Raw genomic sequence first — 16,058 nt, 5'->3', positions numbered from 1 at the left:
CAGGCTTCCAGAAGCCGCTCGCTAACCCCGCGACGCCCAACCCGATCATCAATGAACTCCAGCATTCTCCCGCCCGGCTGAAAAGCCGGTGCGGCAACGGTTTGACGTGCGTTGTGCCGATGGCAGCAGCAGTCCGTCCGCAGGAGATGCAGAAATTGCAACGAAAAAAACTTTGAATTTATCAGGATCATACCATGACAAAACGTTCTTTCTCATTCTCCCTGTCGCGTCGCCGGCTGCTTTTCACAGCCTCCTTGGCGGTCTCGGCCTCGCTGTTTTTATCGACATTGGCACCTCTGAGCGCACTGGCGGCAGATACGCCGCGCGATGGCGGTGACATCACGTTTCTGATCGATTCACTGGGCGACACGTGGATCCCCAACAACAGCGCCATCTCCAGTTTCCAGGGCCACATCTGGGGTCATGTTACGGATAAGCTGCTTTACGTCGATGCCGAAGGCAAGGTCAGCCCCTGGCTTGCCGAACGCTGGGAGCAGAACGACACCGCAACGGAATTCACCCTGCACCTCAAAAGCGGCGTGACTTTCTCCGACGGCGAACCGCTTGATGCGAAGGCCGTCGTCGCCAATCTCGACATCTGGTATGCCGGCCGCAAGAACGAGGGGATCAACCCGATCGGCCTTTTCCCCAAGACCTATGATCACGCGGAAGCGGTCGATGCCACGACGGTCAAGGTTTTCTTCAAGAAGCCGACGCTCGGTTTCATTCCGACCCTTGGCTATCACGGTTCCATCCTGATCTCTCCCAAAAGCATCGCCCAGCCTGCAAGCCAGCAGGCAGACCTCAGCAAGACCGCCGGTAGCGGACCTTATGTGGTGGAGTCCTGGAAAGAGGGCGACCATGTCACTCTCGTCAAGCGCAAGGACTATAATTGGGGGCCCGCCGCAGTCGGCCATACCGGACCCGCCTATCTCGATACCATCACCTACAAGCTGGTGTCGGAACCATCCCTTCGCGTCGCTTCGGTTCAGTCCGGTCAGGCGGACGTCGCCTATAACGCCTCGCCCCAGGAACTGAAATCGCTAAAGGAAGAAGGCTTTACCGTCGCGACGCCGCGTTATCTCGGCTTCGTCAACGGCTGGGCGGTCAACACCAAGCTTCAACCCTATGATGATGCGAAGGTGCGTCAGGCACTCCAGGCAGGCATCAATCGCCAGGAAATCATCGACACCGTCTATACGCAGGACTGGAAGCTTGCGACGTCGTTCATCCAGAGCAACGTCCCCGGCGCGACCGATCATAGCGATCTCCTCGCCTACAATCCGGACAGGGCGGAGAAGCTTCTGGACGAAGCCGGATGGGCCAAGGGCGCGGACGGCGTTCGTGTGAAAGACGGCAAGCCGCTGGAATTGACGATCCATTCCAATCCCTATCTGGCAACTTCGAAATCCGTCGATGAACTGATTGCCCAGCAGCTTGGCAGGCTCGGATGGAAGGTCAACATCAGGGCTTATGATGTCGTGACCTATGGCGAGAAGGTCAAATTCGGTGGCGCCGCAGTTCCCGCATATGAAGTCACGCGCAGCTTCATCGATGCCGGCACGGTCGCCAGCATCCTGACCAACGCCAACAATGGCGAGAACTGGTTTGCGCTGGATGAGCGTGATGCAAAGCTCAACGACCTGCGTGACAAAATCGCCGGCGCGGGTTCCGTCGAGGAACGAAAGCCTCTTCTGGACGGCCTGCAAAAATACGTGCTGGAACAGGGCTATTTCATACCACGCACCCAAATCGTCCAGCGCATTTACGTGCAATCGCCGAAGCTGAAGGGCGAAGTCTATAACGGCGTCGCTTACGCCAGCTACTACACAGCGTTCATTGCCGAATGAGGCCAGCGCCCACCAAGTAACGTCAAGGAGGTGACGGCATGAGCAATGCCTACCTAACCTACGCCGCAAAGCGGCTCGGCCAGGCGATCGTCGTCATCCTTCTGGCCTATGTCTTCACGTTCGTGGTCGTCAGCGTCCTGCCTGGCGACCCGATCACCAGCGTTCTGCGCAACCCGCAGAACGGTTTCACCGAGCAGGAAATCGCCGAAATCATTGCTGCACAGGGGCTGGACAGGCCGATCATCGTGCAGCTCTGGCACTCCCTGTCGGCATTCCTGACGGGCGATCTCGGCATCTCCATGCGCTCCAATCGACCCGTCTCGACCCTGATCGCCGAGGTGCTGCCATCGACGCTGGTACTGGCCTCCGCCGGGCTCACGGTTGCGTTGATCCTCGCCTTCGCCGTTGCCTATGGCACACAGGTCGTGCCGAAACGATATGGGCAGGGGCTGCTGCGGGCATTCCCTTCGCTGTTCCTGTCGACGCCCAATTTCGTCATCGGCCTGTTTCTGATCCACCTTTTCGGGTTTCAGCTCCGGCTGTTCCGGGTCATCGAGCCCGACAGCTTCTGGGCGACGCTGTTTGCGGCGATCACCATCGGCATACCGTTTTCCGCGCAGATCGCGGAAGTGCTGATCGCCAATCTCGATCATGAAGCGGAACAGGATTACGCGGCGGTTGCCCGCAGCCGCGGCATCGGGCCGAAACGGCTTTTCACTACACATCTGCTCAAGCCCGCTTCGCTACCGGTGGTGACCGTTATCGCCCTTACCGTGGGCGAGCTTCTGGGCAACTCGCTGATCACGGAAACCGTGTTCGGCCGTACCGGTATCGGCAGTCTCGTCCAGCGCTCCGTCAGCACGCAGGACCTGCCCGTCCTGCAGGCCATCGTCTCGCTTGGAGCCGTGGTGTTCGTCGTCGTCAACCTCATCGCCGATCTTCTCTATCCGCTGCTCGATCCACGGGTGAAAATTATCGTTGGCCGAAAACGCCGCCTGGCGACCATCGACGACACGTCACTTGGCCTTGAAACGGGGGCCAAACCATGAGCCTTGTCTCCAGCCCGGTTTCCGGCAGCAATCCGTTCGAGAAGCTGAGAGCTCTCAACCTTACTCCAACGGTTGCCCTTTCCCTCCTCGTCATCGCAATCGTCGTCGCCTGGTCGATTGCGCCGCAACTGTTCACCAGCCAGAGCCCGATCAACGGTGTCCCGGCCGACAAGCTTCTTGCGCCCAGTTTTGCGCACTGGTTCGGCACCGATCATCTCGGGCGTGATCTCTATACAAGGGTCGTTTATGGCACAGCCTCATCCGTATCGAGCGCTTTGGTCGCTGTCGTCATCGGTGTCTTCATCGGTGGTGTGATCGGTTTGCTCGCCGGATTTTTCGGCGGCTGGGTGGATATCGTCTTTGCGCGTTTTGTCGACGTGCTGCTCTCCATCCCGAAGTTCCTGCTCGCGGTCATCATCGTCACGGCCATCGGCTTCGAAACGATCAATGCGGCGATTGCGACAGGCATATCAGCCATTGCCTTCTTCGCCCGCGTGGCGCGCTCTGAGGTCATCAAGACACGTCAGGCGACCTTTGTGGAAGCATCTTTTCTCTCGGGTGGTTCGCGCGGCTACATCGTTCTCAGACACGTCCTTCCAAATGCGTCCCGCTCAATGCTGCCGCTTGCCGTGCTGCAATTCGGCGAGTCCATTCTGGTGATCGCCAGCCTCGCCTTCCTCGGCTACGGCGACCCTCCACCTTCTTCCGACTGGGGCCTGCTGATTTCAATCGGCAAGGACTACCTCAAATGGCCCTGGCTCGTTTATGCGCCCGCGTTCGTTACGATCGTGACCGTCCTCTCTGTCAACAGGATCAGCCGATGGCTTCGCAAATCGCACTGAAAACAGCGCCAATCCTTCCCGAGTTCGTGGCTGCGTCTCCACAACACGCGATACCCCTTCTCAAGGTCGAAAATCTTGCCGTGTCCTACGGACGGCAGGAGGTCGTCCATAATGTCGGCTTCGAAATCGGACGTGGCGAAAGCCTCGCCCTCATCGGAGAATCCGGTTCTGGAAAATCGACCATCGCGAAAGCCGTGCTGAGGCTTCTCCCCACCGGCGCAAACGCCACAGGGCAGGTTATTTTCGACAGGCAGAACATTCTCGCATTGCCAGAACGCCGCTTCAGGCCGTTTCGCGGCCGTGAAATCGGCTTCGTGCCGCAGGATCCCGGCAACTCTCTCAATCCTGTGAGAACAATCGGCTCCCAGGCGCTGGAAGCGGCAGCGCTGATGGAACAGACCAATCCAGCGATCCGCAGGACACTTATTCTCGAAACCTTCGCCAAGGTGGGTCTCGACAATCCGCAACGGGTTTACGATTCCTATCCGCACCAGTTGTCCGGAGGGATGCTGCAGCGCGTGCTGATCGCTCTGGCAATATTGCCACGCCCTGCACTCCTGGTGGCGGACGAACCGACCTCGGCACTCGACGTAACGATCCAGAAGCGCATCCTCGATCTCCTCTCCCGTCTTCGGGATGAGCTGAACATCAGCCTCCTTCTTATTACCCACGATCTCGCAATAGCGGCCGAAAGGGCGGATAATCTCGTCGTGCTGAAGAACGGCGTCATGCAGGAGAAAGGCAGGACGTCCGCGGTTTTTTCCTCCCCTTCCTCACCCTATGCCAAAAAACTCCATGGCGACGTCCCCGCGCTCAACCCGGAGCGCTATGCCAAATTCCGCGATCCGGGGTTCAGCCTCCTTGATGGCGACAAGTCGCCAAAGATCGCCGTCAGCGGCGTCACCAAACGCTTCATTGTCGATGGCAAAACCCTGACTGCGGTGGACGATATTTCGTTTACGGTTCCGGCGGGCACGACTCATGCCCTCGTCGGCGAATCCGGCTCCGGCAAGACGACGACGATCCGCCTGCTGCTGGGGCTCGAAGAGCCGGAAAGCGGCACGATTACGGTTGCCGACGAGACCGTCACGAACAAAAACCGCGCTTCGCTGCGGTCCGTATGGCGGCATCTTCAACTGGTTTACCAGAACCCGTTTACGTCCCTCGACCCGACGTGGAAGGTGGGGCAGCTTGTTCGTGAACCACTCGACCGCTTCGAGATCGGGACGCCGAAAGAGCGATCCGAACGCGTACAGGAAGCTCTCGCGAATGTCGGCTTGAGCGAGCACCTCCTGGAGCGTAAACCGTCGGCCCTGTCCGGCGGGCAGCGTCAGCGTGTGGCAATCGCCCGTTCGCTGGTCCTCAAGCCTGATGTGATCGTGCTGGACGAACCCACATCCGCACTCGATGTCAGCGTTCAGGCGGATATCGTCGAGGTTCTGCTGTCGCTACAGGCGAAGCTCGGCCTGACCTATGTTTTCGTTTCGCACGACCTCGCCCTCGTCCGGCAACTTGCGCACAGCGTTTCGGTGATGCAGCGGGGACGCATTGTCGAACATGGAGCCGTCACCGAGATATTCGCCAATCCGAGACACGAATATACCGCGTCGCTGCTGAACTCCATCCCGTCGGGCATTGCCGGAACGGTTCGCGCTCCCGCTGTCCAGCGCGCTCTGCGGAAGGAGCAACTCGCATGAATATTGCAGCAGCTTCCCGCGACCTTCCCGCGTTGTTTCGACCGAAACAGCGGCTGGGTTTCAATACGCGCGTGTCGTTCAACGACGATGACGGTCCGGCACAGGGGCTGCGACAGGGCATAGAGCTGTTCAGGCAGGCGGAAAGGCTGGGTTATCAGTCAGGCTGGGCCTATCAGCGTCACTTCGACCACTATCTTTCTTCCCCGTTACCCTTCTTTGCGGCAGTCGGCCAGCATACGCGGCACATCACGCTTGGCTCCGCCGTCATCCCGATGCGTTATCAGGACCCCATCCTCCTGGCTGAGGCGGCGGGAACAACCGACCTCTTGATCGACGGTCGGCTTGAACTTGCCATTTCGACCGGGACCAACGGCGCGTTCGATGCCGTTTTCGGAACCGTCGATACCGATGCCCGCACAGAGGCAAAGCGACGCCAGTCGCGTTTCCTCGCCGCCATTGCCGGTGATGTTTTGCACACTGTTACCGAGCGGGACATTGGTGCACCTCCGGGAGCCGAGTTGCGGGTGACCCCTCATAGCCCAACCTTGCGCAGCCGTATCCGACAAGGCTCCGCCAGCCTCGATTCAGCAATACAGGCCGCCGAACTTGGGATTGGCCTGATTTCCGGGACCGTCCTTCACGATCAGGCAGAAGGCGAGACTTTCGGTCAATATCAGGCGCGGATCATTGATGCCTATCGCACCCACTGGCTCCGCATCTGGAAGACGACGCCACCCCCGGTCGCTGTTGCCGCTTCCATTCTCGTTGGCACCACCCCGGAGCTGCGTGAGAAATACGCGGCTTACGACCTTGAGCGTCGCACGGTGGGAATTGCCGCCTCACGCCCGAAGGGTGCGCTGGCCCCTGCCGGCCCGCCTGTTGGCGCGCAGATTTCCCCGGTCTTTCAAGGTACACCGGAAGAAGTCATAGAGGCGGTGTTGGGTGATCCAGGACTGGCGGCCGCAGATGAGCTCGTTCTTTTTCTGCCTCCCGCTTTCGGACTGTCCGAAAACATACGACTGCTCACCGATCTTGCGACGACGGTTGCTCCATCTCTGGGGTGGAAACCTGCTCCCGATCACGAAGGGCCGGAACGGGCGGCAATCTAAGGTTCTAGACCATCAGGATAGTCAGGCAATATTTTCTACATATTCCATAGAAATAGAAAGACCTGTCTTCCTCATATGCCACACCGGCTTTAGCTTTTACCCGACACTCAGAAACACCAAGGAGCTCCCATGGCTGCGGAATTCATCAGCGTCAGCTTTCCCAACGAGTCCAATGATCTGAACCCCATCCCTGATGCTCCGGTTGATCCGCTGTTCCTGGAACGTTATGCGCGTGCACTGGACGACTACGGGTTCAACTACACGCTCATTCCCTATTCCTCCTCTTCGTTCGATCCCTTCACGCTGGGCGCCACCGTGCTTGCGCATACGAAGAACATCAAGATCATCGTCGCGCTCCGGCCCAACACCGTTTATCCGACGGTTGCGGCCAAGTCCCTCGCCACGCTCGACCAATTGAGCGGCGGTCGCGTCGTCGTCCACTTCATCGCAGGCGGAAGCGACGAGGAGCAGGCGCGCGAAGGAGATTTCCTCAACAAGGAAGAGCGTTACGAACGCCAGGAAGAATATATCCGCATTCTCCGCCTTGCCTGGAGTTCAACCGAGCCCTTCGATTTCGACGGCAAATATTACCAGTTCAAGCAGTTTCGCAGCGCCGTGCGTCCCACCAACGGTCTTATCCCGATTTCGCTCGGCGGTTCGTCGGATGCCGCCTATCGTATCGGTGGCTCGCTGTGCGACATTTTCGGGCTCTGGGGCGAGCCGCTGGCTGAAACCAAGCAGCAGATTGACCGCATCTATGCCGAAGCCGCAAAAGCAGGCCGAACCGATCGCCCGCGCATCTGGGTTACCTTCCGGCCAATCGTGGCTGAAACAGACGAACTGGCCTGGGATAAGGCGCACAGGGTTCTCGACCGTCTGAACGAGAACCGTCAGAGGGGCCTTTCGCGCGCGCCGGTCAACGCAACACCCCCCGCCAATATCGGCTCCCAGCGCCTGCTCGATATCGCCAAACGCGGCGATGTCCATGACCGCGCGCTCTGGTATCCGACCGTCACCGCGACCAATGCAAGCGGCGCAACAACCGCTCTGGTCGGATCGCCGCGCACAATCGCCGACTCCATTCTCGACTATATTGATCTCGGCGCCGATCTGATTTCGATCCGTGGATATGACAATTACAATGATGCCGTCGACTACGGACGATACATCCTGCCTCTCGTCCGCGAGGGCATTCGCGAACGTGAAGAGGCAAAGAAGAAGGCAGCCGCCTGATCACGGCAGTCCGGCCAGGCCGTCGGACCTGCCCACCTCTTCCTCCAAGACCGGGATCATCCATGCCCGCAACGGATGATCCCGCCTCTCGACCTTCCAGAAAGCCGTTATCCGCATGTCTTACGATCCCACCGCACTTGACGCCGCTGTGTACGCCCTTTCCGAAGCCGCACCGGAGGCGGATCAGACCGGTCAGTTTCCCTGGACCGGCATTCGCGCCGTTCATCAAGCCGGACTTCTGGAGAGCACCGTGGCCACGCGTTACGGCGGCCCGGGAGGAACCTTGAGCACCGCGGCCCATATTCTGGCGGCCCTTGGACGCGGCGATCCCTCGGTGGCGCTCATCAGCGCAATGACGATCTTCACCCACCTGGGACAGGCGACGAAGGATCATTGGCCCGACGGTCTTTACAGGGACCTTCTTTCCAAAGCCAAAGATCGGCCACTGCTGCTGAACGCCGCCCGTGTGGAGCCGGAACTGGGCTCGCCGGCGCGCGGCGGATTGCCGGCCACGCGTGCGCGCCGGACGGCAAATGGCTGGTCGATCACGGGCCGCAAGCGCTTCGTGACGGGCGCGCACGGCCTCACCCATTTTCTCGTCTGGGCGCACACCGACGAGGCTCAGGCGCGGGTCGGCACGTTTGTCGTGCCTAACGGCCTGCCCGGCATCAGGATTATCGAGAACTGGAAGAGCCTCGGAATGCGGGCGACAGGTTCGCACGATGTCGAATATACCGAGGTTGAAATCCCGGCAGAAAATGTGCTGGAACTCGTTGATCCCTCCGTTGCCCAGCAGGATAATCGCAGCCATGCGGCAATGACGCTTGCGCTGACCGCAATCTATCTCGGCGCAGCCGAAGCGGCTCAGGAAGCCTTCATCCGCTTCGCGCACGAACGTGTGCCCGCCAATCTGGGCCATCCCATTGCGCGGACAGAACGTTTTGTCACGCTTTCGGGTGAGATCGACCTTCTGGTCTCCGGCGCCCGGCAGATCATCTTCGGCGCGCTCACAGGCCATATTGGCGATGCCGAACACCTGATAAGGGCCCGGCTCCTCGCCGGCAGGCAGATCCGCGAAGCTGTGCAACTGGCTGTTCGTGGCATCGGCAATCCCGGCCTCAACGCCGATCTTGGTCTGGAGCGGCATTTCCGCGATATCCAGTCGGTTCTCGTCCATGCACCCCAGGAAGATACGTCCGTCGCCATTCTCGGACGTGCCGCCTTTGAGCGCTGGAAAACAGGCGAGAATGACCGATCGACACATCCGGCCGGCCTTTCAATCCTGAAGACGGCTTAAGACGCGTTGGCGCAAACCGCCCTTCCCCAAGATCACTCGAAAGAACGTCAATGAGCAACAATCTGATCGTCGGTTTCTCCGGCAACACATCGCGCCCATCCAGCACGAAGCGCTTTGTCGAAAATGTCAGCGAAGCGCTGGCCGGACAACTGGGCCTGCAGCATCAGGTTTTCGACATCGAGGATCTCGGGGCATCATTGAGCTCGGCACGATCCGTGGCGGATCTCGATGGTGATGTGCGGCGGATTGTTCAAACGATCATCGATGCCGAAGCTCTGGTGATCGGCTCACCGACCTACAAGGGCAGCTATACCGGCCTCTTTAAACACGTCATCGATCTTCTCGACCCCGCCGACCTCAGAGGCAAGCCGATCATCCTGACGGCGACAGGCGGCGGAGACCGGCATTCACTTGTGGTGGAGCATCAGCTCAGACCGCTATTTGCATTTTTCGAAGCCTTCGTGGCACCCACCGCAATCTACACCTCCGGCCGGGACTTCATAGAAGGCGAGCTTTCGCCTGCCATAAGCGCGCGGGTAAATCAGGCAATCGCAGAAGCTGCTTTGCTTGTTAAAGCACGGTTTGAAAGAGTAACAATCGCCGCAGAATAATTGGACGATGCGCCCGGGATATCCTCACAGAGACTGACAGCGCTGACAACGTCGGCTGGTTCGATCCACCGACGTCGTCCGGCATGGCATTGCTTTTGATCCCTGTGACGAATGGCGGGTTGAGATAGCGTCCGGCAAAGGATATCAGGTGCCTCAATCTCAGGCGGATATTCCGCAAGCAACAAGGCGCATCCTGACATGATCCCGGACTTCCTCGTCACCCATTCCGGTGGCTTCCACGCCGACGAACTCCTATCCAGCGTCGTGCTCACCCGGCTTTTCCCGCAGGCCCGCCTCATCCGCAGCAGGGCGTCCGAATGGATTACGCCCGGCGCGAACCGCATCATCTACGACGTCGGAGGTGCTTATGACCCAACGGCGGGAATATTTGATCACCACCAGCGCGGCGCACCACTACGGGACGACGGTCAACCCTATAGCTCGTTCGGCCTGATCTGGAAGCATTTCGGCCGCGACTATCTTGCCGCCTCCGGCGTTCCTGAAGACCATATCGAAGCCATTCACACCTCTTTCGATACCAGCTTCGTGCTGCCGGTCGATCTGGTCGACAATGGCGCACTGAGCCCTTCTATCGCCGGGCAGCTCGCTGGGCTGACTTTGCCCGTCCTGCTGGAAACTCTGAAACCTGTTTTCGACGAGACCGATCCCGAAGCGGATAATCGCAGTTTCCACGCGGCGCTGGCCGTTGCCCACAGCTTCGTGGAGGCAAAGATTGCCAACAGCGCTGCAAAATTGCGGGCCGAAGCGCTTGTGAACAGGGCTATCGTGGATGCCGGTGAGGGACATATTCTGGAACTGCCGGTGGGAATGCCGTTTCGACCCGCCATCATGAAGGCAGGCGCCGACCATCTGCTCTTTGTCGTTCACCCGCGCAACAACGACTGGTGTCTGACCGGTATCCGCCGCGCGGATGAGGGCTTTGAGCTGCGTGCCGACCTGCCGGCAGCTTGGGCCGGCCTGACCGACAAAGATCTCGAAGCGGTTTGCGGCGTCGAAGGCGCGACCTTTTGCCATAACGGCCGGTTTGTCGCAGCGGCCAGAACCCGCGATGCTGCACTGGCCATGGCGGAGCTGGCGGTAAAGGAAGCAATCGCAGCAAAGCAGTGATGTGGAGCCGGCCGTGTGGCCGGCCGCATCTTGTGGCGGCGCGAGCCTCCATTGCTGAAAAAAATCAGCCGGTAACAGTGTCAGTTGCCGGCGTATCCTGCTGCGGCCATCGCTGTAGTGCTTCACGGCCGGGCTGGGTCAAACCATAGACTCCTCGGTCCTGCCGTTCGAACCAGCCGTAAACATTCGAAAGCAGGATCTTTCCGGCATCCGGTACGCTGGATCTGACTTCACGCACCCGCATCGGCCCTGATGCCAGCGCCAGGGCACAGCCGAGCGCCTGCTGGCGGTACGCGGTCATGATCGGCGCGCGCGTGCTGCCACCTGCCGTCGGATCGCCGCGTCGCCTCTGGTGTTCGCGCATCAGCCGCGACCGCCGTTTCGGATTGGTTCGCGGCATCGGTGATATGGAACCAACGATCACGCTGACCTCACCGGTATCGGAAATGCCGAGCATACCGATACCGAGCCTGCGGCAAAGATCGCGGTAACGTCTGTCGGCCTCGCGGCCTTTGCCCCTGGCTGAAACCCGAGCCGCGATCCAGACCTCGTCCGCAATGGCTGCGCGATCGACAGCCTGCAAGATGAGTTCCAGATTGAAGCTCAGTTTCAGCTCGCAAATCACGACAACAGGCGGATCGTCATCGCTCAAGCCGACGAGGTCGCAACCGCCAACCTCGCCCTTGACGGCGTAGCCCGCCTTTTCGAGAAAGCCCTTGATGGGCAGATAAAGCGACGTTTCCATGTGCCTGCAGGTTCAAGTGAAGTTCCCCCCAGATACATCGATCCACCTGCACAGGACAACCTTTATAGCCGCTGGCGCGCTCGGTTACAGATTGTCGGCTACCTGTCGTCAGGCCTGATCCAGGGCAAGGGTCAGGTCGGCGACAAGATCATCGGGATGTTCGATGCCGATTGACAGCCGGATCGTGGAATCCAGCACACCGATGCGCTGGCGGACATCGGCAGGAACTCCCGAATGCGTCATCGTCGCGGGGTGAGAAGCAAGAGACTCCGTACCGCCGAGACTTACCGCGAGTTTGAATATGTTGAGCGCATTCAGGAATTTGAAAGAGGCAGCCTGCCCGCCGACGATGTCGAACGAGAAGGTCGATCCCGCACCGGAGCATTGTGCGGCAAACACCTTGCCAACCGCGGATGCCGGATCGCTGAACGGCAGGTAATGGATTTTTTCGACCTTGGGATGCGCGTTCAGGAATTCCGCCACGACCTTGGCGTTGCTGTTCGCCCGCTCCATCCGGATTTGCAGCGTCTCAAGGGAGCGTCCGAGCATCCAGCATGAATGCGGATCGAGCTGCGTGCCGATTGCCCCACGCAACGCCTTCACCTGCTTCATGACATCCTTCCGGCCGAGCGCCGCCCCGGCTATGAGGTCGGAATGCCCGCCAACGTACTTCGTTAGTGAATAGAGCGAGATATCGGCGCCATGCTCGATGGGTCGCTGGAATACGGGCCCAAGAAGCGTATTGTCGCAGGCGATGATCGGCCTGTGCCCCTGCTTTTCGCCGATAACATCGGCAACCCGGCCTATCATCGCGACGTCGACAATGCTGTTTGTCGGATTGGCCGGGGTCTCGATGAGGATGACAGACACCCTGCCTTTCGCCATCGCCTCCTCTGCAGCTGATATCACCGAGGTCTCGCTGACACCGTCGGCGAAACCCACTGCCGAGACGCCGAAATTATGGAAGGTCTTCGCCAGCAGCGTCTCCGTGCCGCCATACAGGGGCTGGGAGTGGAGCACGGTGTCACCCGGCCGGACGAAGGCGAAAAGCGTCGTCGAAATGGCGGACATGCCCGAGGAGAAGAGAGCGCAGCTCTCCGTCCGTTCGTAAACGGCAAGACGATCCTCGACAATCTCGCTGTTCGGATGGTTGAAACGCGAATAGACGAGGCCTGCGCCCCTGCCCTCCGGCGGCTCCTTGCGCCCGGAGACGTAGTCGAAGAAGTCGCGCCCGTCTTCTGCCGATTTGAAGACGAAGGTCGATGTCAGGAACACGGGAGGCTTTACGGCGCCCTCCGACAATTCTGGATCATACCCATAATTGAGCATCTGGGTTTCAGGATGGAGAGCGTGGTTGCCGATATGGGTTTTGGATGGATGCGGCGCGGTCATTTCCGATGATCCCTCAGCTGGCGTTGAATTACCTGCAGATTACACGCAGTGAAACCAAAATATCTTGCATTCTGAAGCGTCGGACTATCTCATTAAGCAATATATTGCGGAGAATGGTCATTTATGTCGCAGAAAATTGCAGACCCGATCGACAGCAGGATACTCAAGGAACTGTCTGCCGATGCGCGGATCACGAACAACGAACTTGCCGAGCGAGTCGGACTTTCGGCATCGGCGTGCCTGCGACGGCTTCGACGCCTGGAAGAGATAGGCGCGATCAAAGGATATTCCGCCATCATCGATCCGGCAATCGAGGGGTGGACGATGACTGCCCTTGCCTCCATCCGCCTCAGCCGTCAGCACGATGACGAAATCCGCATGTTCGAGGCGGCCGTTCTTGACTGGGACGAGGTTCTCGAATGTCATCTCGTCACGGGTCCGAGGGATTACATGCTCAAGGTCATGTGCGGTGGGCTGGAGGATTACGAGCGCTTCATCAAGGACAAGATTGCAAAGCTGAAATGCGTCGACACCATCGAGACCAGCTTCGTCATGAACACGATCAAGGCGCGGCGTATCTGAGCTTCAAGGCCGGCGGAGCCGGCGCAAGATATTCACGGGCGTCCGGCCGACGGCATGGCTGTTCCGGCCCACTCTCGTCAGCGCTCATTGTTCCTGATTGCTTCAAGCCAGATACTGACGGCGACCGCTCCCGCATCGAGATGTCCGACAGCCCGCTCGCCAAGATAGCTCGCGCGCCCGAGCCTCGGCTTCATGGAGGCCGTCGCCTCGGCGCCGGCAACGCCTGCCGCCACCGCGGATCGCCAGGCTTCCGCGGCCGAAGCTCCACCTGCGAGTTTATCCCGGAAGGTTTCTGCCGCCGGATGAAGCGCATCTATCATCGTGCGGTCCCCCGGCCTCGCACCACCGAGTTCAGACACCGCGGCAACGGCTGCAACGAATGCTTCCGCCATCTGCTGGGCCGTCGGCTTTTCGATGCCGGCAAGATGGCGCGAGGCGCGCATCAGGCCCGTGGCGTAAAAGGGGCCAGAGCTTCCGCCGATTGCCTTGCGCATCGCGTTTGCCATCGCCATCAATCCTCCGGAGACATCTGCGAAGCTCTCCATGGGCAGCGCCAGGATTGCTTCGGCGCCCCGCACCATGCTTGTTCCGAGGTCACCGTCGCCCGTAACACTGTCCAGCTGCGTCAACTTGGGCTCCGCGGCGATCAGGGCTCCGGCAACCAATTCTGCGGCGGCACGCAATCGCTCACCGGCTGCCGTTATCGTGTTTTCCGCAGTCGCGCTCTTCTCGACGCCTGCCGAAGGCAGGACCCGCGTGCGGTTCACCGCACCGCCGCGCAGCCATGCACCGGCATCGGTTGGCGCATCCATGAGGCTCAGCGTTGCATCGTCCACATGCATGACGGACAGGGAAAAGCCCGGCATGTCGAGAGCGGAGAGGAAGGTGCCTGCCCAGGCCCGCTCGACCACGACGCCCTTCGCCTCCAGGCGTGCGACCGCTGATCGCGCCACGATCGCAAGCTCCATCGGCGGCGTTGATCCCAGTCCGTTGACCAGAAGCGTCACCCGGTCTCCGCTCTTCAGCCTGCCATCGGCTTCGATCGTTTCGAGGACCAGCTTCACCAGTTCGTCCGCCGATGCGACAGGCATCCGCCGCACGCCCTGCTCGCCATGGATTCCGAGCCCGACCTCGATTTCAGCTTCGCCAAGGACGAAGCCCGGCCTGCCGACAGCAGGGAGGGTGCAGGAACCCAGCGATACTCCCATGGAGGACAATTTTTCGGCGGCTTCCCGCGCGATCCGGGCCACCGCCTGAAGGGGAAGTCCCTGCTCCGCGGCAGCGCCTGCGACCTTGTGAACCAGTACCGTACCTGCAATACCCCGGCGGCGATCGGCCGGAACCGTGTCCTTCAACGCGACGTCATCGGCAACGACCACGATCTCGACCGGAATTCCTTCAGCCCTTGCCAGCTCGGCCGCCAATCCGAAATTCAGCCGGTCGCCCGTATAATTCTTGACGATAACCAGAGCGCCGGCGGGGCCGGCTGCAGCCTTGATACCGGCAAGAACCGCATCGGTGCTGGGCGAAGTGAAGACATCGCCTGCCACCGCCACGGTCAGCATGCCCGCACCGACATAGCCGGCATGGGCTGGCTCGTGTCCACTGCCTCCACCCGACAGGACCGCCACCTTCCGCTTTTCCGTTTCCGGAAGACCAGACCGGATCACAACATTCTCATCTGCTAGCAGGACCGTCGCAGGGCTAAGCGCCACCACCCCTTCAAGCATGTCCCGCACAACGGTGGCTGGATCGTTGATGAGCTTCTTCATGCCTTACTCCTCGATGCAGTTCTCAACTGACGGTGGACGCAAACACGCCCTGCTGATCGTGAACAAGCACGATCTCCCGGCCAATTTCAAGTTCCGGGCATTCGAAACGCAGGTACATTTCCGCCATTGCCTCTCGCGGCGGACGCGCTATCATGATTGTGCTGTGGGGCGGTAAGCTTTGGGAGGAGCGATACGTGAGACGGATGTGGCCAGACGAATTTGCCTTTCTGCTTGATGGTGCGGAAGAGGTTGACCTGCATGTTCCACCGGCGGCAAGCGACGATGGCTCGCCTGGAAAAGCCACCTCCAGAAAAGCCTTGAAAGTCCGGATCAGCCAGGAGGATTTTGAGAAGATCTGGAGCCTGGCAGAGGCCCGCTATCGGCTGAATGGCAGCTTCTCGGGCAAGGCGATCACGCTGATTACCAACAACCCCCACTATCAGAAATGGCATCCCTCCGACGGCGGCAGCGTCGAGAGCGTCTCCGATAGCGGTCAGAAATACACGACGCGCTATGTGATCGTGCACTTTCTCCTGGATGATGTCAGCGAACCTGTCGAAGCCTGAAGTCCTCCGAGTCGGAGGAGCCACCGCCAATGTGTTATTGCGGCGCGCCGGATGATAGTCCTCGGCTATTGTTGGATAGCGTGGCGTAAATCTTCCGTTGACAACAAAAGAGCCCGCATGAAGCGGGCTAATTTGGTTGCGGGGGCAGGATTTGAACCTGCGGCCTTCAGGTTATGAGCCTGACG

Annotated in this window: 14 protein-coding genes; 11 read left to right on the top strand and 3 right to left on the bottom strand. The window is 59.9% G+C overall.

The genetic code is table 11. From position 1 onward, the window contains the following. The first annotated feature begins 194 nt into the window (after positions 1–194). From QRN60_RS12645 to QRN60_RS12605, 9 genes are all read left to right on the top strand, one after another. Positions 195–1,850 (top strand): ABC transporter substrate-binding protein, encoded by a 1,656-nt coding sequence (locus QRN60_RS12645; protein ID WP_020813057.1) that lies wholly within the window; start codon positions 195–197, stop codon positions 1,848–1,850. Between the two features lie 38 nt (positions 1,851–1,888). Continuing rightward, entirely contained in the window at positions 1,889–2,899 is a 1,011-nt protein-coding gene (locus QRN60_RS12640; protein ID WP_020813058.1) for an ABC transporter permease, read from the top strand. Further along, complete coding sequence (locus QRN60_RS12635) at positions 2,896–3,741, top strand: ABC transporter permease (RefSeq protein WP_060726783.1); 846 nt, start codon at positions 2,896–2,898, stop codon at positions 3,739–3,741. The genes QRN60_RS12640 and QRN60_RS12635 overlap by 4 nt, the downstream gene beginning before the upstream one ends. Further along, entirely contained in the window at positions 3,720–5,438 is a 1,719-nt protein-coding gene (locus QRN60_RS12630; RefSeq protein ID WP_112592382.1) for a dipeptide ABC transporter ATP-binding protein, read from the top strand. Before QRN60_RS12635 ends, QRN60_RS12630 begins: the two co-directional genes overlap by 22 nt. After that, positions 5,435–6,547: an LLM class flavin-dependent oxidoreductase gene (locus QRN60_RS12625; protein WP_060726781.1), complete on the top strand. Its 1,113-nt coding sequence runs from the start codon at positions 5,435–5,437 to the stop codon at positions 6,545–6,547. Before QRN60_RS12630 ends, QRN60_RS12625 begins: the two co-directional genes overlap by 4 nt. A gap of 129 nt (positions 6,548–6,676) precedes the next feature. After that, positions 6,677–7,780, top strand: a complete 1,104-nt coding sequence (locus QRN60_RS12620) for an LLM class flavin-dependent oxidoreductase (RefSeq protein ID WP_003504237.1) — start codon at positions 6,677–6,679, stop codon at positions 7,778–7,780. A 115-nt stretch (positions 7,781–7,895) separates the two neighbouring features. After that, on the top strand, positions 7,896–9,077 hold the full coding sequence (locus QRN60_RS12615; protein WP_060726780.1) for an acyl-CoA dehydrogenase family protein: 1,182 nt from the start codon (positions 7,896–7,898) through the stop codon (positions 9,075–9,077). Between the two features lie 50 nt (positions 9,078–9,127). Beyond that, positions 9,128–9,688: an NAD(P)H-dependent oxidoreductase gene (locus QRN60_RS12610; protein WP_060726779.1), complete on the top strand. Its 561-nt coding sequence runs from the start codon at positions 9,128–9,130 to the stop codon at positions 9,686–9,688. Positions 9,689–9,886: 198 nt separating this feature from the next. Continuing rightward, complete coding sequence (locus tag QRN60_RS12605) at positions 9,887–10,816, top strand: MYG1 family protein (RefSeq protein ID WP_111834967.1); 930 nt, start codon at positions 9,887–9,889, stop codon at positions 10,814–10,816. Between the two features lie 64 nt (positions 10,817–10,880). Here the strand turns inward: QRN60_RS12605 and QRN60_RS12600 are convergent, their stop codons facing one another. Then, the gene (locus tag QRN60_RS12600) at positions 10,881–11,561 is read right to left on the bottom strand and encodes a DUF2161 domain-containing phosphodiesterase (protein ID WP_060726777.1); all 681 of its coding nucleotides are present in this window, start codon (positions 11,559–11,561) and stop codon (positions 10,881–10,883) included. 108 nt (positions 11,562–11,669) lie between these two features. Next, positions 11,670–12,953 carry a cystathionine gamma-synthase family protein gene (locus tag QRN60_RS12595; RefSeq protein ID WP_003504226.1) on the bottom strand — a complete coding sequence of 428 codons (1,284 nt, stop codon included), beginning with the start codon at positions 12,951–12,953 and terminating at the stop codon, positions 11,670–11,672. Between the two features lie 123 nt (positions 12,954–13,076). On the opposite strand from QRN60_RS12595, the gene QRN60_RS12590 reads away from it, so the two are divergent. Then, entirely contained in the window at positions 13,077–13,535 is a 459-nt protein-coding gene (locus tag QRN60_RS12590) for an Lrp/AsnC family transcriptional regulator (protein WP_003504223.1), read from the top strand. A gap of 77 nt (positions 13,536–13,612) precedes the next feature. Here the strand turns inward: QRN60_RS12590 and QRN60_RS12585 are convergent, their stop codons facing one another. Further along, the gene (locus QRN60_RS12585) at positions 13,613–15,307 is read right to left on the bottom strand and encodes a dihydroxyacetone kinase family protein (protein WP_111834968.1); all 1,695 of its coding nucleotides are present in this window, start codon (positions 15,305–15,307) and stop codon (positions 13,613–13,615) included. Between the two features lie 203 nt (positions 15,308–15,510). On the opposite strand from QRN60_RS12585, the gene QRN60_RS12580 reads away from it, so the two are divergent. Next, the gene (locus tag QRN60_RS12580) at positions 15,511–15,873 is read left to right on the top strand and encodes a hypothetical protein (RefSeq protein ID WP_060724383.1); all 363 of its coding nucleotides are present in this window, start codon (positions 15,511–15,513) and stop codon (positions 15,871–15,873) included. Positions 15,874–16,058 lie beyond the last annotated feature (185 nt).

It is taken from the genome of Agrobacterium sp. CFBP2214, assembly GCF_030209895.1.
In the GTDB taxonomy this organism is placed as follows: domain Bacteria; phylum Pseudomonadota; class Alphaproteobacteria; order Rhizobiales; family Rhizobiaceae; genus Agrobacterium; species Agrobacterium radiobacter.
The sequence above is the reverse complement of the archived record's forward strand: the minus strand, read 5'-3'. Positions and strand labels throughout refer to the sequence as shown.